This is a genomic window from Marinilactibacillus piezotolerans, assembly GCF_900169305.1.
Classification (GTDB): domain Bacteria; phylum Bacillota; class Bacilli; order Lactobacillales; family Carnobacteriaceae_A; genus Marinilactibacillus; species Marinilactibacillus piezotolerans_A.
Map to the genome: position 1 here is coordinate 1248707 of NZ_FWDP01000004.1, position 23634 is coordinate 1272340.

22 protein-coding genes, 2 pseudogenes and 1 other annotated feature are annotated in these 23634 nt (G+C 40.7%); of the genes and pseudogenes, 7 read left to right on the plus strand and 17 right to left on the minus strand.

The genetic code is table 11. The features are described 5' to 3' along the window. Positions 1 to 204: 204 nt before the first annotated feature. Positions 205 to 603, plus strand: coding sequence for a VOC family protein (locus tag B6F02_RS09690; protein WP_080147139.1), 399 nt, complete (start codon positions 205 to 207; stop codon positions 601 to 603). A gap of 119 nt (positions 604 to 722) precedes the next feature. Here B6F02_RS09690 and B6F02_RS09695 read toward each other — a convergent pair whose 3' ends face one another. The 5 genes from B6F02_RS09695 to metG form a co-directional block, all read right to left on the minus strand. Further along, positions 723 to 962 carry a Veg family protein gene (locus B6F02_RS09695; RefSeq protein ID WP_080147140.1) on the minus strand — a complete coding sequence of 80 codons (240 nt, stop codon included), beginning with the start codon at positions 960 to 962 and terminating at the stop codon, positions 723 to 725. Positions 963 to 1506: 544 nt separating this feature from the next. After that, positions 1507 to 2403, minus strand: a complete 897-nt coding sequence (gene rsmA, locus B6F02_RS09700; RefSeq protein ID WP_080147141.1) for a 16S rRNA (adenine(1518)-N(6)/adenine(1519)-N(6))-dimethyltransferase RsmA — start codon at positions 2401 to 2403, stop codon at positions 1507 to 1509. After that, complete coding sequence (gene rnmV, locus B6F02_RS09705) at positions 2396 to 2959, minus strand: ribonuclease M5 (protein WP_080147142.1); 564 nt, start codon at positions 2957 to 2959, stop codon at positions 2396 to 2398. The genes rsmA and rnmV overlap by 8 nt, the downstream gene beginning before the upstream one ends. 15 nt (positions 2960 to 2974) lie before the next feature. After that, positions 2975 to 3739 (minus strand): TatD family hydrolase, encoded by a 765-nt coding sequence (locus B6F02_RS09710; RefSeq protein ID WP_080147143.1) that lies wholly within the window; start codon positions 3737 to 3739, stop codon positions 2975 to 2977. 132 nt (positions 3740 to 3871) lie between these two features. Continuing rightward, positions 3872 to 5902: a methionine--tRNA ligase gene (gene metG, locus B6F02_RS09715; RefSeq protein WP_080147144.1), complete on the minus strand. Its 2031-nt coding sequence runs from the start codon at positions 5900 to 5902 to the stop codon at positions 3872 to 3874. A gap of 178 nt (positions 5903 to 6080) precedes the next feature. On the opposite strand from metG, the pseudogene B6F02_RS11190 reads away from it, so the two are divergent. The 4 genes and pseudogenes from B6F02_RS11190 to B6F02_RS09725 form a co-directional block, all read left to right on the plus strand. Further along, positions 6081 to 6398, plus strand: a pseudogene (locus tag B6F02_RS11190) (Rep family protein); the annotation flags it as partial. A 51-nt stretch (positions 6399 to 6449) separates the two neighbouring features. After that, positions 6450 to 6653, plus strand: coding sequence for a hypothetical protein (locus B6F02_RS11195; RefSeq protein WP_372924839.1), 204 nt, complete (start codon positions 6450 to 6452; stop codon positions 6651 to 6653). Continuing rightward, positions 6650 to 6799, plus strand: a complete 150-nt coding sequence (locus B6F02_RS11030; RefSeq protein ID WP_179128567.1) for a hypothetical protein — start codon at positions 6650 to 6652, stop codon at positions 6797 to 6799. The genes B6F02_RS11195 and B6F02_RS11030 overlap by 4 nt, the downstream gene beginning before the upstream one ends. A gap of 387 nt (positions 6800 to 7186) precedes the next feature. Then, positions 7187 to 7810 (plus strand): CadD family cadmium resistance transporter, encoded by a 624-nt coding sequence (locus B6F02_RS09725; protein WP_080147146.1) that lies wholly within the window; start codon positions 7187 to 7189, stop codon positions 7808 to 7810. Between the two features lie 49 nt (positions 7811 to 7859). Here B6F02_RS09725 and B6F02_RS09730 read toward each other — a convergent pair. The 8 genes and pseudogenes from B6F02_RS09730 to B6F02_RS09765 form a co-directional block, all read right to left on the minus strand. Beyond that, positions 7860 to 8438: pseudogene (locus B6F02_RS09730) on the minus strand (IS3 family transposase); the annotation flags it as partial. 16 nt (positions 8439 to 8454) lie between these two features. Next, a complete protein-coding gene (locus B6F02_RS09735) occupies positions 8455 to 8727 on the minus strand; it encodes an IS3 family transposase (protein WP_179128568.1) in 273 nt (90 codons plus the stop codon). Then, complete coding sequence (locus B6F02_RS09740; protein WP_080147149.1) at positions 8691 to 9254, minus strand: helix-turn-helix domain-containing protein; 564 nt, start codon at positions 9252 to 9254, stop codon at positions 8691 to 8693. Before B6F02_RS09740 ends, B6F02_RS09735 begins: the two co-directional genes overlap by 37 nt. Before the next feature lie 268 nt (positions 9255 to 9522). Continuing rightward, positions 9523 to 10920, minus strand: a complete 1398-nt coding sequence (locus B6F02_RS09745; protein WP_080147150.1) for an ISLre2 family transposase — start codon at positions 10918 to 10920, stop codon at positions 9523 to 9525. 195 nt (positions 10921 to 11115) lie between these two features. After that, a complete protein-coding gene (locus B6F02_RS09750; RefSeq protein ID WP_080147151.1) occupies positions 11116 to 11523 on the minus strand; it encodes a YbaN family protein in 408 nt (135 codons plus the stop codon). Positions 11524 to 11606: 83 nt separating this feature from the next. Further along, complete coding sequence (locus B6F02_RS09755) at positions 11607 to 12434, minus strand: Cof-type HAD-IIB family hydrolase (protein ID WP_080147152.1); 828 nt, start codon at positions 12432 to 12434, stop codon at positions 11607 to 11609. A 330-nt stretch (positions 12435 to 12764) separates the two neighbouring features. After that, positions 12765 to 13775: a YeiH family protein gene (locus B6F02_RS09760; RefSeq protein WP_080147153.1), complete on the minus strand. Its 1011-nt coding sequence runs from the start codon at positions 13773 to 13775 to the stop codon at positions 12765 to 12767. 286 nt (positions 13776 to 14061) lie between these two features. Beyond that, entirely contained in the window at positions 14062 to 16473 is a 2412-nt protein-coding gene (locus tag B6F02_RS09765; RefSeq protein ID WP_143745274.1) for a glycoside hydrolase family 31 protein, read from the minus strand. A gap of 222 nt (positions 16474 to 16695) precedes the next feature. Next, positions 16696 to 16910, plus strand: a binding site (T-box leader). Between the two features lie 70 nt (positions 16911 to 16980). On the opposite strand from B6F02_RS09765, the gene B6F02_RS09770 reads away from it, so the two are divergent. Together B6F02_RS09770 and tyrS are read left to right on the plus strand one after the other, a co-directional pair. Then, positions 16981 to 17469, plus strand: coding sequence for an NUDIX hydrolase (locus B6F02_RS09770; RefSeq protein ID WP_256864682.1), 489 nt, complete (start codon positions 16981 to 16983; stop codon positions 17467 to 17469). Positions 17470 to 17494: 25 nt separating this feature from the next. Further along, on the plus strand, positions 17495 to 18763 hold the full coding sequence (gene tyrS, locus B6F02_RS09775) for a tyrosine--tRNA ligase (RefSeq protein ID WP_080147155.1): 1269 nt from the start codon (positions 17495 to 17497) through the stop codon (positions 18761 to 18763). Between the two features lie 65 nt (positions 18764 to 18828). Here the strand turns inward: tyrS and B6F02_RS09780 are convergent, their stop codons facing one another. The 4 genes from B6F02_RS09780 to B6F02_RS09795 all read right to left on the minus strand — a co-directional run bounded on the left by B6F02_RS09780 (position 18829) and on the right by B6F02_RS09795 (position 23631). Further along, positions 18829 to 19803 (minus strand): DUF1002 domain-containing protein, encoded by a 975-nt coding sequence (locus B6F02_RS09780; RefSeq protein ID WP_080147156.1) that lies wholly within the window; start codon positions 19801 to 19803, stop codon positions 18829 to 18831. 257 nt (positions 19804 to 20060) lie between these two features. Further along, positions 20061 to 21884: an OmpA family protein gene (locus tag B6F02_RS09785; protein WP_179128569.1), complete on the minus strand. Its 1824-nt coding sequence runs from the start codon at positions 21882 to 21884 to the stop codon at positions 20061 to 20063. 222 nt (positions 21885 to 22106) lie between these two features. Continuing rightward, on the minus strand, positions 22107 to 22763 hold the full coding sequence (locus B6F02_RS09790) for an SDR family oxidoreductase (RefSeq protein ID WP_080147158.1): 657 nt from the start codon (positions 22761 to 22763) through the stop codon (positions 22107 to 22109). 79 nt (positions 22764 to 22842) lie between these two features. Beyond that, on the minus strand, positions 22843 to 23631 hold the full coding sequence (locus tag B6F02_RS09795; protein WP_080147159.1) for an ABC transporter ATP-binding protein: 789 nt from the start codon (positions 23629 to 23631) through the stop codon (positions 22843 to 22845). Positions 23632 to 23634: the final 3 nt, after the last annotated feature.

A 23634-nucleotide genomic window follows, 5' to 3' on the forward strand; every position in this document is an offset into this window, starting at 1 on the left:
ATTTTTAATCTTGGAGCTGATGTTAGTGATAGATACTCTTTTTGTACTATTTTGTATTCTAATTATGCGGCCGATGTTGTTCAGTGTGCCGATTTTAAATAGACACGCAAAATATTCTGTTTTTTTATGAAAAATGATGGTCAAAATCTGGTACACTGATTACACTCATTTATTTAGTCATTTGAATTTGAAAGGAGAATATTCATGAGTAAGGGAGCCATTCATCACATTGAACTATATGTCTCCGATTTAGAACAGTCTACTCAATTCTGGGGATGGCTACTGGAAGCATTAGGCTACACTTCGTATCAAAAATGGGATAAGGGACAGAGCTGGAAACTGGAACAGTCTTATATTGTTTTCGTTCAGGCGGAAGAGCGCTTTTTGGATATCCCTTATCATCGTTGTCGAGTTGGATTGAATCATTTGGCTTTCCACGCTGACTCCCGTCAGCATGTGGATACACTGACTGAACAATTAAAAGAAAAGCATGTCCCTATTCTGTATACAGACCGTCACCCTCACGCTGGAGGAGAACATCACTATGCCGTCTACTTTGAAGACCCGGATAGAATTAAAGTAGAGCTAGCAGCATCTGAATAAAAAGACCCTCTCTATCGATTCCTTCTATTGATTCCTTGCTAACCGCTTGCACAAACCTAAAAAGAGCAAACCGAGAACCGGCTTGCTCTTTACTAAGTACATTTTTATTCGCTATTTGATTAATTGTTTAAAAATTCTAATTCGACTGTCTGTGTCAATACGTCTGTATAACTGTAGGATACTCGTTCAAATGCATTCTCTTCCTGATTCAATTCCACAATGAACACAGCAGGATACGTTTCTGATAAAATTCCTTTGCGTTCCGTTGTTTTCTTTCTTCCGGCTTGAGCTGTCAATCTAATCTCTTTCCCTAGATGACCGTCAAGATTTTGCTTAATACTTGCTATAGTAATTGGCATAATCTATTCACCTCACAAAGTTATAAGCACAGTATACCATAAAAATCCGAAAATTAAAAGTTTATTTGAAGAAGAAGGTTTGTTTCAAACCTTATCTTAAAAACTCATTTTTCTCTAATAAATACGTCTCAAGCTGTTTACACCGGTCAAATGCATTGATACCAACAGATTTTTATCGGATTATTTTAACAACCTCAAAATAATCTATCCTTCTTTCTCATCAATCCTTTAAAAATTAATGCTTATTTACAGTATTTTTACTTTATTTACCTATTCAATATGCAGATATTCTTCAACAATGCGTTAAAATGGTCAGTTTTCACTTATCAGGATAGATGACTAATTATCAGTCACTTTCCAGATCACTTATCTGTGATTTTCAAAGAACTTAACGACCGATAAAAGTAAAACCGAACATTACAAGTATCCCTAATTCATTTATATAGAAATTCTCTTCATTTCTTTTGAAAATAACCTCAAAAAAGACGAAGAACGCTCGAGGTTCTTCGTCTTAAGTGATTTATTTAAATGTTAAGGTGTTTTCTTATTTTAAAACTGTTAGTTGTTCAGCCACCAACGCATCTGATAGTCTGCCGAATTCTTTTAAGGACAGCGTTTCACCGCGTCTTTTAGGATCAATTTCAGCTTGGTCTAAAGCGCGCTGAAGCTTCTCTTTAATTTCTGGTTCTTTCCCGTAAGCTGACTGCAGGTTGTTCCATAGCGTTTTTCTTCTTTGAACAAATGCTGCTCGTGCGACTTGGAAAAAGGCTTTTTCGTCTTTGACCACAACTTCAGGTACTGATTTTCGACTCAGACGAATAACTGCTGATTCGACATTCGGCTGCGGCGTAAAGACCGTTTTCGGAACGATAAAGGCAACTTCTGCATCCATATAATATTGTACGGCGATTGAAAGCGAACCATAGGCTTTTGTGCTTGGTCTAGCTGAAAGGCGATTGGCAACTTCTTTCTGCATCATCAAAACCATACTGTCGATTGGCAGATTCGACTCTAAAAACCCTAGAATAATTGGAGTCGTTACATAATAAGGCAAGTTTGCAATGACGACTACTCGTTCAGCTTCTTTCAGATATTCTTCTTCAAAGGTTTTTAAATCGGCTTTCAATACATCCTGATGAATGATTTTTACATTCGGATAAGGAGACAGTGTATCCGCCAGCACCGGCAAAAGTCTATCATCGATTTCAAAAGCTATCACTTCTTTTGCTTTTTTAGCAATTTGTTCCGTCAAAGCCCCGATGCCCGGTCCAACCTCGATTACAGTCGTTTGGTCATCAATCTCTCCAGCAGAAACGATTTTTTCCAGTATGTTCGTGTCTACAATGAAGTTCTGGCCTAAACTCTTTTTGGCTGCCAGTTGATATTTATCTAATATCGCTTTTGTTCTGGCTGGGGTCGCAATGTCTTTAAATTCAGTCATTTGCTTCCTCCTTTCTAATGTCTTTTAACGTTTTTTCTACCGTATCCTGGGAAATACCAAACATGTTCAATCTCTTCTCCAGCTGCTTACCATTTGTATATCCAATTCTAAGAGCATCACCGAGTTTGATCCGCAATTGCTTGGCATTCGGACCGCCCATCAGTCCTTCCCGAAGTAAAAACTTGCGGTCGATTGTTGGGCTTTCGCCGACCTGTTCACTATATAAGCCGTCCAGTGCCGCTTGAATCGTTTCAATAGAAGCATGCTCGATACCGAGACTGCCTTTTTTGTTTGGTCTAGCTTCCTCTTGGCTTAAAAAGGCGTGTTTTATGCCTGGTACTCTTCGAGAAATAATTTTCCGGATTTTCTCTCCTGGGGCATCCGGATCCGTAAAAACGATTACGCCTCTTTTCTGCTGTGCATGTTCAATCTCAATCAGGGTCGCTTCATCAATAGCTGACCCATTTGTTTCAATTGTATCTGCATTGACAGCAAGCTGAATACGTTTTGTATCATCTCTGCCTTCTACCACAATGATTTCTTTGATTTTCTTCATCTTGCAGCTCCCAGTTTAACTCAATCTGAATAAACGATGTGCATTTTCAGTTGTTTGTTTTGCAACTTCTTCAACTGGCAAGTCTCTCTGCTTCGCAATTTCCTCGGCTACAAACCGTACGTAACTTGGTTCATTGCGTTTTCCGCGATAAGGAACAGGGGTTAGATAAGGGGCATCTGTTTCAATCAGCAGCTTCTCAAACGGTACAGCTTTCGCCACTTCTTTAACTTCAGGCGCATTTTTGAATGTCACGACTCCACTGAGTGAAATATGCATCCCCAAATCCAGAAATTTTTCCATCCAGTAAGTGTCAACATTAAAACTGTGCATGATTCCGCCAATGCTTTCAATGTTTTCCTCTTTCAAAATCTTATACGTGTCCTCTGTTGCATCTCGGTTATGGATACTGATCGGCAGATTCAATTCTTTCGCTACTCGTATTTGACGTCTGAATGCTGTGTACTGAGCTTCTCGCGGAGTATCCCAGTAATAGTCCAGTCCCATTTCCCCCATAGCTACTACGCCCGGGGTCTGCAGCTGCTGGATCAATTTTTCTTCCACTGCATCTGTATAAGTCTCTGAGTCGGTTGGATGCCAGCCGATGATAGCATAAACGCCTTCATAGTTATTGGTCAGCTCTAATGCTTTTTTTATTGTGGGTGTATCAAATCCTACGATTGCCATCTGATTGACCTTTTGTCTGCGCGCTTCTTCGATCAAAGCGGCTTCTTCGCCTTTAAATTTTTCAACGTTCAAATGCGTATGTGTGTCAAAAAACATTTTCTAATCTGCTCCTTTGAAAATCGGTTACCTTTATAGTAACAGATTGCCTTTTTTAGTGCACTGTTCAAAAAGAAAGAGCTAGGTTTCCCTAACTCTTTCTCATTGATATAATCAATGCTTCTTTATTCTTTAAGCAACAATGGATCCATTCGGCATATGTGCCGGTGCTTCAACCACTGTTAAGTTTCCTGCTTCATCTTCGGCAGAAAGAATCATTCCTTGAGAAATTTCTCCTCGCATTTTACGCGGCTTCAAGTTAGCAACAATCACGACTTTTTTGCCAATCAGCTGCTCAAAGTCCGGATAGTATTCTGCGATGCCTGAAAGAATTTGACGGTGCCCGCCTTCATCGTTCGCATCCAACCGGAATTTTAATAGCTTATCTGCGTTTTCTACGCGGTCACAGGAAATAATTTCAGCGACTTTTAATTCGACTTTATCAAAAACATCATACTTGATTTCTTTGTCTTTGACTGAAGATAGTTGAACCTCTTCAGGGTTCCAGGCTTCTTCAGCTTCTTCCTCAGAAGTGTTTCCGCTCATTGCTGCTTGAATGGCTTCAACTTCCTCTTCTTTGTCTAATCTCGGGAAGATTGGCTCGCCTTTTTGGACAACAGAAGCATCTGCTGGGAAATTGCCGAATTCCACAGTTTCCCAAGTCGTATGATCTTCTGAGACACCAAGCTGCTCAAAGATTTTTGCAGGGGTTTCCACTAAAACCGGCTGCAGTAAGATACCTGCTACGCGCAAGCTTTCAGCTAGATGAGCCATCACACTTGCTAAGTCTTCGCGGCTTGCTTCATCTTTTGCCAGTACCCACGGCTGTGTTTCATCGATATATTTATTGGTACGAGAGATCAGCGTCCAGACGGCTGTCAACGCAGAACTGAACTGCATTGTATCCATTTGCTGATTGAATTCTGCAATAGTTTGCGCTGCTGTTTCTCGCAATGTTGCATCAAATTCAGTTACATCCCCATTGTATGCCGGAACGTTCCCGTCAAAATACTTGTTGATCATGGCAACTGTACGGTTCAGCAAGTTTCCTAGATCGTTTGCCAAATCATAATTCATCCGGTTGACGAATTCTTCTGGTGTGAAGATACCATCACTTCCAAACGTCACTTCTCGCATTAAATAATATCTCAATGGATCTAGTCCGTAACGCTCAACTAAGAACTCAGGGTAAACGACATTCCCTTTTGATTTAGACATTTTTCCGTCTTTCATCAACAGCCATCCATGTCCAAAAATCTGTTTTGGCAACGGCAGATCAAGCGCCATCAACATAATTGGCCAGTAGATTGTATGGAAGCGCACGATTTCTTTCCCAACCATCTGTACATCAGCGGGCCAGTATTTCTTGAATTTCTCTGGCTGATCTTCAAATCCGCCTAGATCAGGGTCATAACCCAATGCTGTAATATAATTCGTCAGCGCATCGATCCAAACATAGATAACATGTTTAGGGTTGGACTTGATCTGTACCCCCCAGTCAAAGGTTGTACGTGAGACGGCTAGATCTTCCAATCCGGGCTTTATAAAGTTGTTGATCATTTCTTTTTTTCTGGATTCAGGCAGGATAAAGTCTGGATGATTATCGTAGTACTCTAATAAACGGTCAGCATATTTGCTCATCTTGAAGAAGTATGATTCTTCTTTCACCCATTCGACTTCATGTCCGCTTGGCGCAATTCCGCCCGTCACATTGCCGTCTGCATCTTTAAATACTTCTTCCAGCTGTGTTTCTGTAAAGAATTCTTCGTCAGATACAGAATACCATCCGGCGTAATCTCCCAGATAAATGTCTCCTTGGTCCAACAGTTTTTCAAAAATTTTAGCAACGACTTCTTTATGGCTACTATCAGTGGTACGAATAAACTGATCATTTGAAATGGCCAGTGTTTTCCATAGTTCTTGGATTCCTTCTGCCATTCCGTCCACATATTCCTGCGGAGTCTGACCCAGTTCTTGTGCTTTTGTTTCAATTTTCTGACCATGTTCATCTGTACCTGTCAGATAAAATGTATCATAACCCTGCAGACGTTTGTACCTTGCAACAACGTCACAAGCAATTGTAGTGTAGGCATTTCCGATATGCAGTTTTCCGCTGGGATAGTAAATCGGAGTAGTAATGTAAAAAGCGTTCTTATCAGACAAAATTGTGTCCTCCTTGATGATTAACCTATTTATTTTGAGTGTATCTGAATTTAACCGGTCAAGGATACTCGAATACCCATTCAAGCCATCCTCCTGTGTTCATTGATATACTTACACAGTATAGCATACAACCACCCTAGATTGAAGATGAGAACCGCAACCGTGTGTTAGGAATTGGAGTTGGATTGTATATCCTGAATCAGCTCCTGAAAATTGGAGACAATTGTTAGATGAAACAGGAGAAAAGTGGATAGAAAGCCCCCTGCATGATAAAGATATAAACGAAACGACTGATGAAATAAAAAAACCTCACTGGCATATAATAATTTCGTTTACTAACAAAAAAAGCTATAAACAAGCGTTATATATCTCTGAAATGCTGAATGCACCAGAACCAAAAAAAGTTGCTAGTTTACAAGGTTCAGTTCAATATTTGTGGCACAGAAACAATCCTGAAAAGTATCAGTATGATAAAAGTGAAGTTGTTGCTCATAATGGTTTTAAATATCGTCAATATTTAACAGATGTTGGAGTAGATACGGATGTCATTCTGCAAGAAATAGTGCAATGGATTCGTGAATCTAACTGTTATGAATATGGGGATTTAGTTGATTGTGCTGTATCTGAAAAGTTCGATGATTGGTTTCCTACCGTTAGAAGTCAAACGATCTTTTTAACTGCTTATCTACGCTCTAATCGGCATAAGCCTTTTAAAAAAATAGATAGAGAAACTGGAGAGATATTGGAATGATGGATAGAGAAAAAGAATTACAAGCTGAAATTAAAAATTTAAAAAAAGAGAATGAAGAATTAAAAAAGCGAATTGAGAGATATAGGGAAATTGAAGTGGAATTATCAACGGAAGTTGATTTACTGAGAAATGGAATTATTGAATAATAAAAGCCTCCTGACGAAAGTCGAAGGGGGTTTTTATTTTGGTTTGAGGCTTGCATACCTACTGAAAAAGTAGGGCAGCAAAACGTCAAACAGGTATCAGCTAATTGCACCATAAGGGTGCGCTGATACTCGGCTCAAAAGAGCCGACAGAGCCGTCTGCAAGACCCCTCGGCGAGCCCACCTTTACGAAGTAAAGTATAGTGGGTTATACTTTACATAGAAGTAGTCACCGAATTCCAGTTAGAAACTATTTTGTAACTACGTTTTGAGGAGGAGTAAAATGCTTTCCTACGTCCGACATTACCCACTAGCGATAGCTAAATTAATGTGTCTGTGCTCCCCTAAAATCTGCTGATTTATTACTGACTAACACAGGAGGTTTTTTTTATGGGACAGACAATCATATCTGCTATTGGTGTTTATATTTCCACCAGTATCGATTATTTAATTATTTTGATTATTTTATTTGCACAGCTATCACAGAATAAACAGAAATGGCATATTTATGCGGGGCAATATCTAGGCACAGGCTTACTTGTAGGGGCGAGTTTAGTTGCTGCTTATGTCGTCAATTTCGTGCCTGAAGCATGGATGGTTGGATTGCTTGGTTTAATCCCTATCTATTTAGGGATTCGCTTTGCAATTGTTGGAGAAGGTGAGGAAGAAGAAGAAGAGGAAGAAATTATTGAAAGATTAGAACAAAGCAAGGCAAATCAACTGTTTTGGACAGTTACATTGCTGACAATTGCGTCTGGCGGAGATAATTTAGGTATCTATATACCTTATTTTGCTTCGTTAGATTGGTCACAGACCCTCGTGGCGTTGCTTGTGTTTGCAATCGGCATAATTATCTTTTGCGAGCTTAGTCGGGTGCTATCCTCTATTCCGTTAATATCCGAGACAATTGAAAAATACGAGCGAATCATTGTGCCCTTAGTATTCATTCCACTTGGACTATACATCATGTATGAAAGTGGTACGATAGAGACTTTTCTGAACTTTATTTTATAGATAAAAAAGCCCCTTAAAGGTACTTACCCCTTAAAGTTAGAGTTTAATATTATGCAGCCTCTTGGCTGGTTTGAGTTCGGTATTCCACTGGACTTAGGCCAGCCAATTTTTGTTTTCCACGAATAGTGTTGTACCACTCAATATACTCTTCGATTTCTTTTTTGAGTTCCTCATACGCCTTCAAAGGCTCTCCGTGATACATTTCTTGTTTCATAATGCCAAAAAAATTCTCCATCGCCGCGTTATCAGAACACGTTGCTTTACGAGACATACTTTGAAAAACCTTGTTTTTCTTCAAATAAGTTCTCCATTTTTTGTATTGATAATGCCAGCCTTGATCGGAATGAATCGTCGTACGCACTGTAGCGTTGTTTTTAACTACCTGAACAGCTTCCTTTAGTGGATGTATTACTAAATCCAAAGTTGGATGATGACTGAGGCCATAAGAAATGACTTCTCCATTATATAAATCCATAATAGGATTGAGATAGAGTTTATAGCCTCCAAGACATTTGAATTCCGTAATATCTGTCACTAATTTTTGTAAAGGATAAGGAGTAGTAAACCGTCGGTTTAGAAGGTTTTTCGCAACTTTTCCTACTGTTCCTTTGTAAGAGTTATATTTACGTGTTTTACGGGTGAACTTAGTACACTTTTAAGTGGAGTTCTTTCATCAATCGATAAACTTTTTTATGATTGCTTTTGATTCCAGTCTTATTCAACTCTTTCGTGATGCGCTTGTATCCATATCGCTCTTTGAAGTGATAAAATAGCTCGGAAATAGTTTCTTTTAAGAATAGATTCTGATCTGCTTTGTTCCATCGCTTTACATGATAATGATACGTAGCTTCAGGAATGCCTACTACTACAAGTACATCCTTTAGTCTGTATCCTTCTTCTTTGAGCTCGAACGCCACCGTTGCTTGTGCTTTTCGAGAAAGGCATTCGGATTCTTCTCGTAAGCTTCTAATTTTTTTAAGTAAGCATTCTCCAATCGGAGAAGCTCATTTTCCCGTTCCAGTTCTTGTTCTCTAGATAATTTATTTTGATCTTTAACTGTTTTTTTCTTTGGTTGCTTAGACATAGAAGATCGCCCCTTGGCTTTAGGTTTCAGGCCTTCTATTCCTTCTTGATGAAACGCTCTATTCCAGTTCGCAATCATAGAAGATTCTCTGATTCCGAAGGAATCAGCCGTTTCTTGATAAGAAGCACCTGTTCGTTTCATAAAGTGTAATACATCTAATTTAAAATGAACAGAGTAGACTTCTTTAGATTTTTTACGCTTTAATCCATCTTCTCCAAAACGTTGATACAGCTGAACCCACTTTTTAACAGGTGTTTTACTAGGTAATCCGTATTTTTTCGCTAGTAACATATACCCTAAAGGTCCCTCCCGATATTCATTTACAATTCTTAACTTGAATTCAAAGCTATATTTTGCCATACAAAAAACCCCCAGAAGTTAGATTGTTTACTCTAACTTCTGGGGGTCGGTACCAAATGGGGCTTTTCTTATATTTTTTTGAATCCTAACTTCAAAACCTCAGATACGTTTTTTTACCGCTAATTCGCCAAACCAAAGAATGGAGTGTGTGTCAAGTTGTTGTAGGAAATCTCTAGAATCGCTTTTTCCTTTTATTGTTTTTCGCTGTTTACTGAGGGAGAAAGGCTCTGCGAGCCTTTCTCCCTCAGTAAACAGCCTTAAAATCTTTTTATTTTAGTACTTTAGCCAATTGTCCAAGAGCGTGAGAAGACGCACAGCGCTTTCCAATCCTGCCTTCAATCACACCGATTGAGTTTCTAGTTTTGGATTTTTTTAGTAATGTACGGAGTATCCCCTTGAATTCAGGGATAAATTCCTGTTTAAAAGCAGGGATCGTTTCGGTTAACGCTTGTAAAAACAACCCATTCTTACGAGCCGAGATAATAGCTGCTAGGTTACCTGCACCTTTCTGTCCGAATCCACGACCTTGTCGTTTCATGCGATAACTATAGGGACGGTGGTTACTCTCGCAAACCCCAATCCCTTTTCGAAGAGGAAGATAACGTAAGTGAAGTCCCTTTAAACTGTCCCAATTTCGATCCAAGTAGCTGAGTAATTTTGTCAGTTCAAGCTCATATTCAGTTCTGCGGTAATCGTCTTGAATGCGATCATTCGCTTGAGAAATCACTGCACAAATCCTGGCATAATCCCATTTTCTAACAGCTGAAATCATCTGATAAGACAGTTCCTTATCGAAAGACAAGCGCTGTTTGATTTTTTGATTCACATGATAGGCATCTCGAAAGTGTTCGTGTCGTGCGCATTTCCCAATGATCGAATCAAATTTGTCCTTCTCGTAGCCACTACCTCCATCACTATTTGAAATGATGACTGTATTCCGAAGATCATAGGTCGCTTCAATCCACGCACTCGCTCGTTTAAAAGCCTCTTGGCTTGATTCTGTACTTTCAAACATCATGGAATTCACTAGAACAGGACGCTTTCCTTTTTTCTCCACACCTTCATGAATCTGCACACGATGAAGCTCCGCACGTTCTTTTCCTTTACGTCTAGTCAAAAGCAGACCATCCCCTTCAATAAATAGAACAGGTGCTTTTCTCTTCTCTTTCATCATGGTTTCATCAGACAACGGTTTCTGTTCTGTCCATTCTTGAACTTTTTGACCGACACGTTGGGTAATAGAGTGAATAGCTGAATGACTTAAAGAAAAGTTGGTTAATAAGTTAATCGCATCGGCAGCTTTACGATAAACTCCATCTGAAGCCATTTGAGCTGCCTTCATTTCTACCAATGGAGAATTTCTTGAACGAGAAGACAACTGTAAAAACTTATCCAGCGGGATAAGGCTTTTTTCTCCTTTTTTACGCACACGTCTACGTGAAAACTCAACCGTCCCAAAGGTAAATTGCATCGTACGCTTTCTTACACTATCAATCTCGTACCCTTGATCTTTGTACGATTGAATACACTTTTTGTCTAAGCGCTCTATGCATTCTTGAAAGCATTCTTCAGCTTTTTGCCTGAAAAGCTCCTCAAATAAGATTTCTGCCTCTAAAAATGTCGCTGATCCTTCCAATATTTCCATCATTTGTGCTATAATTTTCATCGTAAAGAAGTCCTCTTTCTCTCTAGTTTCTGCAAATTCTAGATTAAGGGTCTTCTTTCTTTTTGTCTACCCTATATTTTTCTACTTCCTACATAAACTTTACACATAGAAAACCTGATAGAACTCTGCAAAAAAATCAGCATGATGATCTCTTGACTGATCATCATGCTGATTTCTTTTTAAAAACGCCTCTATTCAATGATTGTGCTCTGTCTCCTCTGTCTTGTTTGCTTCTTGATCAACTTGACGATCAGGAATGACAAACCAGATCATAATGGTTAACCCCACAGTCAGTACGCTTAACATCAGTTTGATGAGCGGCAGCGGCGCAAAGTAAATCGAAATTGCCATCAGCACATAACTGTTCAGCAGGATTTTCCACTTTCGGTTTCTGGGAATCGATTTTGTTTCTGCATAATCGGCAACAAAAACTTGATACAACTTCGTCTTTTTCAGCCACTTGTCAAATCTGCTGGAACTGTGGGCAAAACAATAACCGGACAACAATAAAAATGGGGTTGTCGGCAGCACCGGGAGCAGTGCCCCTAACGCACCTAATGCAAAAGAAACCAGTCCACAACTTACGAGTGCTATACGTTTCATTTTATCAAACCTTTATCTTGATTTTTACTTCAGTTGCCTTCGTATACATAATTGCACTGTGTTTTTTCAAACTTCACTTTGAATTAAGGAATCAGATTTAATTTCTTCAATCCTTTTTCTATGCCGTCCTCCGATACGTCTGCAGTGATCATATCCGCCACTTGCTTCAGTTCTTTCCAGCCATTCCCCATTGAAACGCCAGTACCGACATATTGAATCATTTCCATATCATTTAAGCTGTCACCGAATGCATAAGTATCTTCTTTTTTTATTCCCAGTTCTTTAATGATGCGCTCAATTCCGGTGGCTTTTGAAATGCCTGAGCTGATGACATCTACCGTATAGTCATTTGATCGAGCGAAATGCAGCTCCTGGAAACGCTCTCTATATGCAGCTTCTTCCTTTTCACTAACTTCAAGGATCACTTGGCAGATCGCTTGATCTTTATAATCTTCAGGTTTAGGCGGCTTTCGGATTAGACGGCTGAATATAGACATCTGAATTTTATTTGGTACTAATTTCCCAATTCCTTTCAAAACTTTTAAGATCGAACTTCGTCTAACTAGCGAAATAAATGAATTACTATAAATCTCTTCCGTTCCACATAGAACGATGCCTTTTCTATCCTCAGCTGCTTGATCCATCAGTCTCTTTAGTACATCGTCTTGGATCGGATTTGTAAAAATCGGTTTGCCTTCCAATACGATACGTTGACCATTCATGGCAATATAGCTGTCGATGTCTAATTCTTCTCTGACTTCTTCTAATAGCATGGTTGCACGACCCGTTGCAATGACCGGCAAAACGCCTTGTTTCTTTAAAGCTTTGATCGCTCTTTTTGTCGATTCCGGAATGTAGTTTTGTTTGGAAACCAAAGTTCCGTCAATATCGAAAAACACGACTTTCTTCATGAATAAGCTCACTTTCTACAAAGAGATTTTTATGTTCACTCTTTTCAAAACTATTGGTAGTAATCCTATTTCTATTGTACCATTCTAACGAACTACTTCATAACAAATAAGAATGATCCAAGAGAGTGATCTCACTCTGTAAAACAGACAGAACGCTCATAAAAAGATGAAAAGATTTTCCAAAAAGCAAAAAAAGACTTATACACTGGGCATAAGTCTGAATTGAATGATTTCTTTTATATTGTCTTTCAACATTTGATCATTTTTTTGAAAGTAAAATTACGGATGGTCTCCCGATTTAATTAACTGATATTTACGCTCACTTGCTGTCTAGATCAATCCTAAAATGAAAATCAAAGCAATCGCAGCAGCTGTTTGAATCATGCCGACAGAGAGACCGTAAAATATGAAACGAGGACCTTCTTTAATAAACTTGCTTAAATCTAATCTAAGACCGATAGCTGCCAAAGCCGTAGCTTCAAGCCATGAACTGATATAGTCGGTTGTTTCTGCAATTTCTCCGGGTATTGAAAAGACACTATTCGCGATACAAATGATTAAAAACCCAATAATATACCAGGGAATCGGAAGCTTTCTGCTGTATGTTTGTTCTGCTGCAGTAGAGGTTGTCTTCTTTACTTTCCTTTCAAAAAGTATAACGACGACCACTAGAAACAAAATTCGAGTGATTTTAAAAAGCATCGCATAAGTGACGGTTTCAGGATTGATCAGACTGGCTCCTGCCACCACTTGCCCAACTGACTGAAGCGTTCCTCCAAGCAGGGCGCTTTTACTTAATAGATGATCTCCGAAAACAGCTAATCCAAGGAATGGCAAGGTCAGCATCATAACTGTTCCCTGCAGATTGACCAAAGTAATGATCTGTCCTTTTTCTTCGTCATCTGCATGAATGGCTGGTGCAATTGCTCCAATAGCCGAGGATCCGCACACTGCATTCCCGCCGGCCATCAACAGTGTCATTTTTTCACTGAATCCCATTTTCTTTCCGATCCAGTAGGCTGCACCGATCGTCACTGACATCATACAGATGACGTAAAGTACACCTCTTACCCCGATCTGGCTGATCGTTCCAAACGTTACCGTAAACCCGAGCAGAACGACCGCATACTCAAGAAATTTGCTTTCTGCAAACTTAGTTCCTTTAGCTAAACCTGCCTGTCTGAAAAAAGTATTGCCTAACACAATACCGAATAAAATAGCGAGTGTAGATCCGCCAAGCTGCGGTAAAAGTGTTCCTCCGATTCTGGCAAGTACGGCTACTGCAACAGCCAATCCTAAACCGGGAATAATCGGACGTAGTGTTTCTTTAAAACTATGCATTCAATCTTTCCTTTCAGTAAACAACTATTTCACCAAGAACGTTTCCTCTTTTCACAAAACAGCTGTCTTTTTGACACAATCCTGTTTTATTATACTATGAATCTGCAAAATTATTATATGAAAATTTTATTCTCTAACAATAATATCCAATTTATACACAAAACAACCTGATATCAATAAAATCTAGATATCAGGTTGCTGCATAATTTTTCTTTCCCTAATCGTCCGCTTAAAAGGTGCTGCTTTAGTGTTTCTTTCTTGCTGCTGCGACAACATCGAGATGATATTAGTCTACATCTCCTGGATTTGCCCAGATCAGTTCGCTTAATGCTTCCAGCAGGTCAGGATCAATGTCCAGCGCCAGCAGTCCACTAATGACTCGTGCACTGTTTCGGCTTTTCTTCACTGTTGCATAGATTTTTTCTTTAAGACTTGTCGATAACTGTGCTCGATCCAAGAATTGGAAAATTTCTCCGTACATATCATTGCGTTTAGCTGATACACCACGGAATCTGACGAAATACCAAGAGTCAATGTCTTGTTCAGGGATTTCCACAGTGGTAAACTTCCCTTTTTTCGTTACAGTAGCGTCCACTTTCTGATCTTTCACAAACACCTCCGGTTCTTCACTATAAGAGAAACCGACAAAGGTTAAAGTGAATTGACGCTTTTCAGGCAGACACTCCAAGTCTCCTTCAGGTTGGTGAATCTGGAAAATCGACCAGTCTGTGTCTTCTTCATGCCATTTCAGAGAAAGTTTTGTTGTAGCATGTTCATTATTTTTCCCTAATCCGTCGTCTTCGTATAAAGTGAAGTTCCCATCCGCACCGGCAAAGATACGAATATCCATATTTTCCGGATTCGCGACACAGTTTTCAGCTGATTGATCCATTGGAATGATTCCGCCCGCTTTTGCAAACACAGGCATTGTAGAAACAGGACGATAGACATCCAAGATTCTTCCACCTTCGTAGACTCGACCGTTAAAGAAGTCGATCCACATTCCTTCAGGCAGCCAGGTTTTTACTTGTGCCAGTCTCAAATCGCCTTTTAGTGGTTCGGTGATCGGCGCAACCAGCAACTGTGTTCCAAAGTAGTATTGATTCGGCACTTCGTACGCTTCATCTTCCCAAGCATGATGATAGTACATTGGACGAATCAGCGGGAAGTTGTCTGCACTTGTCAGGACGTTCATCGTATACAGATAAGGAATCAGTTTGTGACGCAGCTGCATAAATCGTGTAACGATCCGTTCTGCTTTTAATCCATATCTCCATGGTTCTTTACCACTAAACTCACCATCTTGACTGTGCAGACGGTTGATTGGCGAAAAGACGCCGAACTGGACCCAGCGGATAAAGAGCTCGCTGTCTTTGACACCGCCGATATGTCCGCCGATATCATGACTCCACCAGTTATAGCCGACATTAGAGGCTGTTGCAGTAAAGTATGGCTGGAAGCTCAGTGCATTCCAGGTAGAAGCCGTATCACCTGAGAAGCCGATTGGATAGCGGTGCGACCCTAATCCTGCATAGCGCGAAAAGATCAGTCCGCGGTTTTCTCCTCTGCTGTGATCCAGGAAGTGATAGTGGTTCAGCATCCATAAAGGATCCAGTCCTTCAACTTTTGTGACACTGCCCTGCTGCCAGTCGATCCACCAGAAATCTACTCCGATTTCTTCATGTGGATGGTGCAGATATTCAAAATAAGCATTCAGAAATTTGGGATCTGCAATATCAAAATTAATGGGTTCGTTGTTTTCATAGTCTACGTCCATTTCTTTTGCCATCGGTTCATACAGCTCTTCAAAAGGCTGTACACCGTTGGCCGGATGCAGGTTCAAAGTTGTCTTCATCCCTTTTTCATGCAGCCAGCTCAGAAATTCTTCTGGCTCTGGAAACAGCTCTTTGTTCCACGTATATCCGGTCCATCCTGATCCATACTCAGATGGAACGTCTGTCAGATGCCAGTCCATATCCAATACCGCCACAGAAAACGGAATTCGCTTTTCTTCAAATTGATTGATCAGACGCTTGTATCCTGATTGAGAATAGGCGTAATACCGACTCCACCAGTTTCCAAGCGCATATCTAGGAAGCAGCGGTGTATGACCGGTCAGATGATGATAGTCTCTCAACACACCTAGATAATCGCGACCGTACCCTAAGAAATAGATATCGACAATGTCATTAGACCTCTTTTCGACCCAGCCATTATCTAACAGTTTCATAGAATTGCTGTCATCAATAATGGAGAATCCATTTTTGCTCATCAAACCTTCTTCTAACTCGATTGGACCGTCAGAAAAGTCCAGCGTCCGGGCTGTTCCTTTTAACGTATCCGGCTTATCTCCAAAATACCATGTACTGTGGTAAAGGCTGTAATTCCCTAATGCCTCAATATTTAAATTATTCTTAGTAAATCCGCCCTGTTCTTTATGAAAATTCAAGTGAACATGCGAAGTAATGATCTCAATAAATTCTTCAGTTTCTTTCAGTTTGAACTCTGGTGTTTCAAAATCTCGATTCAATACTGTCTGCGTGGAAGCATCCTCAAACGCTCCACTTGGATCATATTCTAATCGAATCATCGCTGGTGTCAGTACTGTAAAACGGTACTGTTCCCATACGACAATGGCGTCTTCCGATGCTTTAGGTTGTGCATTAATTCTGAATGTTTCTTGTCTTTTGGTTACCAATAGTCGTCTTCCTTTCCGCAGTGTCTATCATTTATAGTTTATCATAACTAAAAGTTGAGGCGAACTGCTTTGCATACACCCAATTTTTGGATTGACTGATAAACTCTTTCTAGTCTGTTTTAACATAGTCAGGCTGCATTTAAAAGGATCTGGAAAGAATTATCGCCGGAAGCGTTGACGAATGATTTTTTATAAATTATACTAAACTTCAAATCAATTACAACTATTGCGATGAACTGGCGCAGTAATGAGTCTGTCCCTATAAAGAAAAACAACTAGAGAGCGAATGGCTGGTGAAAATTCGTATAAACAGACATCATGAAATACACCACGGAGCATACCTTTACAGGCGCGACCCAGCGTTATGGGTATGAGTGAAAATGAGGAATTTCCTTCATTTTAATCAGGGTGGTACCACGGCAGCGTTCGTCCCGGTAAAAAGCATCGGCTTTTTATGGGGATTTTTTTATGCTGATTTTTAGTAAATGAATAAAGGAGGTGGTTGTATTGGATGACGTTGAGTATATGAAGCATTTTGGCGTGTATGGAGTATCGATCTTGGATGATCGGCTTTTATGTATTGAGAAAAATTCCGGTCCCTATCAGAATCGGTATGATTTGCCTGGCGGCAGCCAGGAGCCTGGAGAAGGCCTGACGGAGACACTGGTCAGAGAAGTAAAAGAAGAAACAGGCCGCACAGTTCTCCAGTATGACCAGCCTCGTATATACGATACTTTTGTCCATCCCGTTGGACGACCGACAGGAACACACCATATATTTGCGCTATATACCATTACGGTCAGCGAGACTGCTGAAGCGCTCATAGAAACCGTTGTTGACGGACTGAATGATTCAAACGGCGCTGGATGGATCAACTTGGCAGATCTGAACATGGAAAATGCTTCTCCGCTTATCTTAAAAGTGATAGACGAATGGCAACAAAACAAGGCAGTTTTGGATAAAAGTTCTTTTGAACAATGGACGATCAAAAAATAGACAGATGATGATTAGGAGATGAAGTATGAATATTTTAGATGAATTGGAATGGCGCGGTGCCATTAACCAACAGACAGATGAAGACGGATTAAGAGAACTGACAAATGAAAAGAGTGTCGCATTATACTGCGGGATAGACCCTTCCGGAGACAGTATGCACGTCGGGCATTTGATTCCCTTTATGATTTTGAAAAGATTTCAATTAGCAGGACATAGACCGGTGATCGTTATCGGCGGCGGAACCGGCTCGATCGGTGATCCAAGCGGGAGAAACTCTGAGCGTGTCTTGCAGACGATGGATAAAATTACTGAAAATGCTGAAAAACTCAGCTCACAAATGCGCAGTCTGTTTGAAGCAGGATCTGAACAATCCGGGATCAAACTCGTCAACAACTATGACTGGTTGAGCGAGCTCAGCTTCTTGGACTTCTTGAGAGACTACGGTAAAGAATTCAACATCAATACGATGCTGGCAAAAGATGTTGTGGCAAACCGTATGGACACGGGAATTTCCTTTACAGAATTCAGCTACCAGATTATTCAGTCTGTCGACTTCCTGCACTTATTCCAAAATGAAGACGTTCAGCTGCAGATCGGCGGTTCTGATCAGTGGGGCAATATCACAGCTGGTCTAGACTTGATTCGTAAAAAAGAAGGATCCGAAGCAAAAGCTTTCGGATTAACCATTCCTTTACTGCTGAAAGCAGACGGAACAAAATTCGGCAAGTCAGCGGACGGTGCGATCTGGCTGGATCCTGAGAAGACAACTCCTTACGAATTTTACCAGTTCTGGTTCAATCAAGATGACCGCGATGTCGTCAAATACTTGAAATACTTTACATTCTTGTCTAAAGAAGAAGTGGATGCTTTAGCAGAACAAGTGGAGACAGAACCGCACAAGCGAGCTGCACAAAAAGCCTTAGCCGAAGAAATGACCCGCTTCGTTCACAGTCAGGAAGCACTGGATGAAGCCATCCAAATTTCCAAAGCACTATTCTCCGGCGAGATTCAAGACCTGACAGCAGCTCAGATTGAAGCGACCTTTAAAGATGTGCCTTCTTCAGAAGCTCCAAAAGGCGAACACAATTTAGTAGAATTCTTAGTTGATACTACTGGAATTGAACCATCTCGCCGCCAAGCCCGTGAAGATATCAAAAACGGTGCGATTACAATCAAAGGTGTAAAAGTTCAAGACGTCGACTATGTTCTTTCAGAAAAAGACAGTTTCGACAACCGCTTCGTGATCGTCCGCCGAGGCAAGAAGAAATACTTTTTGGTGAATTTGACAGATTAAATAGCGAAAATAGTAAAAGCCTTACTCATCTATTTTGACGAGTAAGGCTTTTTTGATGTGGAAATTCAGCTAAAGAACCCGGTGATTGCTTCCCAGATCGAACGGAAGAAATTTCCGATTTGTTCAAATAGTCCGCTCTCTTCTGCTTGCTGGAAGGCATCGCTGAATCTAGAGCGAATGTCACTGGATAATTTTTCCAGTTGTTCTCTTACTTGTGCTGAGTCGATTGCGCCCGTCTGCTGGTACTGTTCAAAGAACGCTAATAAGCGGTCCAGCTGTTCTTGGGAAATGGCATTTTGAAGATTATTGTTTGCCAGTGCATCATTTATGATCTGTTCAATCTCTTCTCTTGTTGCCAGCTGTTCTTGCCCTTCTTTAAGCTCTGCCAACTGTTGTTTGATTTCAACGATCGCTTGGTCGAATCTGGATGTATCGAATGCTTCTTCACCGCTGTTCTCCTGAGCAATCTGATTTGTCGTTTCTAACTCTTCTTGCGCCACTTCCATGCGGTCTTGATCCAACTCTTCCCCGTTAACGTCAAAAGCTTTGTAGATTCCTGTTAAGGCACTTTCACCGGTTACCGGACGGATACTCGCAACCATGATCGTCACATCTTCTACTCCGGCAGTGATCGCTGCATTTGCGTACTGTTCTTGTGTAATTTCAGTAATATCGTCTGGGGTTTGAATGATGACATTGACACCTTCCCCCTCATTTTCTCGCTGTACGAGTACTGAAGAAATCATGCTGGCTGTATTTCCTGATCCGGTCCCTAAATATGTCTGCAAGTCTTCTCCTGTAACATCTACACTCGCTACATTCTCCATGCTGTCGATCTCTAAAATCTCCGCTGTCTCCTGAATCTGCGTTTCATTTAAGCCGCCGCCATAGACATACGTCGGCAAGCCCCACGCTTCATCTACTACACTGGTGTCGATTCCTTCTGCAGCCTCTGCCTGCTGCATTCCTCCAGACAGTATTGCTGTCGTCAATGTGATAGCTGCAATGCCTTTTGAAAATAATTTTGTAAAATGTTTCATCTTTCGAGCTCCTTCATAGTGTATTTTATATGAAAGCTTTTTTTATAAATAACCTCTTGATGTTGCTGTAAGTATATCATTCCAAAATAGTTATTTTTAAAAATTCACAAAATCTACAGTAATTCTTAAACTTTATCTCCTAATTTAAAACGTATTATCTCAATTCAACTCAAAATAGACAAATAAGAGCAGCTGTCTTCGCGAGGAAAATAGCTGCTCTTATAGTCTTAAATAAATATCCTTATATCAGCTGATTTTTATTCTGCTGCTTCGGAAGTTTCATTGGAAGTTTCAATCGGAACGTTGGTTATACGCCAAGGCTGCGTTCTTTCGATATCATATTCATTATCTCCTGAGTAAGCAAGATCTACCATTACCTCATCTGTATCCAAAGCCGGCCAGACAACAGTTGCGGTGAAATAATATCCTTCATCATCTTTTCCTTGCGGCATATTTCTTTCTGCCAGCGGTACAATAAACTTGATGGAATCATCATCTATTTCATCAAGCCTTTTTTCATTAAAACTTCCGGCAATCGGTGTCAGATAATAATCGATCGGATAGTAACGCTGATTCTCGAATAACAGAGTCGGTGCGTAGGCTGAGAACTGATTATAGCCGTATGAATCGTCATTATCTTTTCCTCTGGCGCCAATTCCGGGTATATGTGCTAAAGCATCATACATGGCTCTCTCTTCTTTCGTTGTAGAGACTTTGATTCGTCCGACAAACAAGTCATCTACTTGACGAATCGACTCGATCTCAACAGCCCCATGTTCTGTATCGACTGAATCCGGGAAAGCTGCTTCAGCTCCTTGTGCTTCCGGAATGTTCTGTTCTGTTATTTCTGTTACCACTTCTTCTGAAGCCGGTGTGAACCGCAACTCGACCCTTCTATTTTGCGCACGCCCTTCTTCGGAATCATTGCTGGCTACCGGATCACGGAAAGATTCTCCTTTCACAATGACTTCGTCAAATACCGACAGATCGGTCAGCGAATCCAGCCGCTCTCTGACCGACTCCGCTCTTTTTTCTGATAGTTCCTGATTATATTCTTCTGTATGTTCATTGTCCGTATGTCCTATAATTTCCAGATTGCCGCTATCAGAACCGGCTAATTCAGTTAAGGCAGAGTTTAATTCTGCATCTGCGTTATCAGACAGTTCAGAAGAATCGAATTCAAACAAGACATCACTATCCAAGGTCAGCGCGGAATACTCGACTTTGTCTACTCGAGTGACGGTACTTTCCAGGTTTTCCTGATAAGTTTCCAGCGGTTCTTTCCTAGCTTGAACAGTATCAAAAGTCTTGTCCCATTTTTCAAACTGAACACTGTTCAATTCCATTTCAACGATATCTTCTACAGAAGGAACCACATCTTCTGCTGCTTCTGCCGGTTCCTGAGGATTTTCCATTGTCGGTATATTTGCTGATTCCCTTTCGACAACTGGAACATTTTCGACCATACCGATCTGACTGAATAAAACTTGTACTTCATCCGATTCAGGAGCAGCAAACGTCACAAAATGTCTGACCGGATCCCGATCAGCTCCTGCTGTCATCTGCATATTCCGGCTGCCTTCTCCTACAAACGTATGTAAAGCTTGATTCAAGGATGTATCGACAATAGGGATCAGCGCCGGATGAAACACTTCCATCTGCTGAGAATCCACTAAGCGAATATCATAACCTTGTTCAGATGAAATGCCCTCTCCTGTAAAGACATCTATATCGAATAGACGATCAAATGGAATTTCGGTCTCTGCCTCTGTATCCATGGTAACAGGGAGAATTGCATATTCTCCTTCCTTAACAAGCGGACCGACGTCAAAGGTCAAGGTCACTTCAGATTTTTCGGTGGAATCCCATATCGTTCTTTCTACGGTAACTGGCTCTGCATCTGAGTTTTTCTGCTCTTCAGCAACTTCTGTATCTGCTGAACCTGCTGAATCTGTCGATTCCATACCTTCTGTTTGTGCTTCTTCTGTCGCTGTTGCTTTTTCTTCACCGGTCTGTGCTGCTTCCTGGCTGCAGCCGGCTAACAGCAATAGACTTAATACGCTGATCATTTTTTTCTTCATCATTATTCTCCTGTTATCTATTTTTAACTCTTTATTATTTTATCATAAAATAAACAGTCGTTAAATCAAGAACCTTAATTTTAAAATGCTTTTAAAATATTCCAGTTCTGATATTCCGAATTAGGATTATTATATTACTCATAAGTAAAAAGCACGTTCTCAAAATTGGGCCATTTGAGAACGTGCTGATTGTTTTAATATTTACTTGCAGCTCTATTGTCATTAAAGGGTATTTAAAGCTTCTTCAATTGGATCGTCACCGCTGGTCACATCAAACGACTGAAGATAGGTTTTTGGATTATCCAGAGCCTTCACGATCAGCTCTGCCACATCTTCTCTAGGGATGGTGATTGGATCTGTGAACTCAGTCAAAGCTCTTGTGATAGATACTTTTCCAAGACCCATTTCGTTTTCCAGCGCGCCTGGTCGTACGATTGTATATTCTAAATCGCTATTCATCAGAAATCTATCTGCATAGTGTTTAGCTGCATAGTACGGTTTCATATCGTCGTTCCAGTTGTCTCTGACGTCTGCCTGGAATGCACTAACCATGATGAACCGCTTGATATTCATGTCTTCTGCAGCTTCCATAACTTTCACTGCACCGTCTAAGTCGATCAGCATCGTTTTATCGGTTCCTGTGCTCCCGCCGGATCCAGCTGTAAAGACGACTGCATCGATTCCGTCCATTTGTTTTTTGATATCTGATACAGAACTTTCAAGATTTCCTAATCGTGCTTCTACATCTTTATCTTGAAATTTATCGACTTGTTCTTGTTTTCTAACAAAGGCGATAGGCGTGTGAGTATCGTTTTCCTTTAATTTATCTACTAAAAGCGTTCCTATTTGACCATTTGCTCCAACGACTAGTACGTTCATTGACTGCTCGCTCCTTATTAAAATAATTTGATACACTTACTTTAACAAAGAAATCGAAATTAACCAATTATTGTGACTGTCACGGTTCAGCCAGCTGATAACTCAGCAATGTAGGACGACCGGTCTGAGGGTCTGTAACGATACTCGCTTCAATATCAAACACTTCTCTCAGCGTGTCAGGGCACATTACTTCCTCTGGCGTACCCGTTTTAATAATCTTGCCATCTCGCAGAGCAATGAGATAATCTGCAAATTTAGCGGCGTGATTCAAGTCATGCAAAACCATCACGATCGTGCGACCCAGCTCTTGATTCAATTTTTCCAAAACATGCAGAACTTCCAGTTGATGTGCCATATCCAAAAAAGTCGTCGGTTCATCCAATAGTAAAACTTCTGTGTCTTGAGCAAGTGCCATAGCAATCCAGACTCGCTGCTTCTGCCCGCCGGACAGTGCACTGACTTTCCGGTCTGCCTGATTCAACAATTGTGTCTGATCCAGCGCCCAGTGGATTCGTTCCCAGTCTTTTGCCTGCAGCTGTCCGAACCCTTTTAAGTAAGGAGCTCTGCCGTAAGAAACCAGCTCTTTCACAGTCAGATCTTCTGGTGTCTGCGGTGACTGCGTTAAGATGGCAATCTGCCGGGCAATGGTTTTAGTTGATTCATGATGAATGACCTTCCCATCTAAAGTAGCAGTGCCTCTGGCCGGTTTTAACAGCCGGGCAATGGTTTTCAGCATAGTTGATTTGCCGCAGCCATTTGGACCAATGATACAGGTTAAACTGGATTCCGGGATACTCAAAGACAACTCTGAAAGGACGTCCTGTTTACCGTATCCGATCGTCAAATTATTTGTTGCAAGTTCTGCCATTGA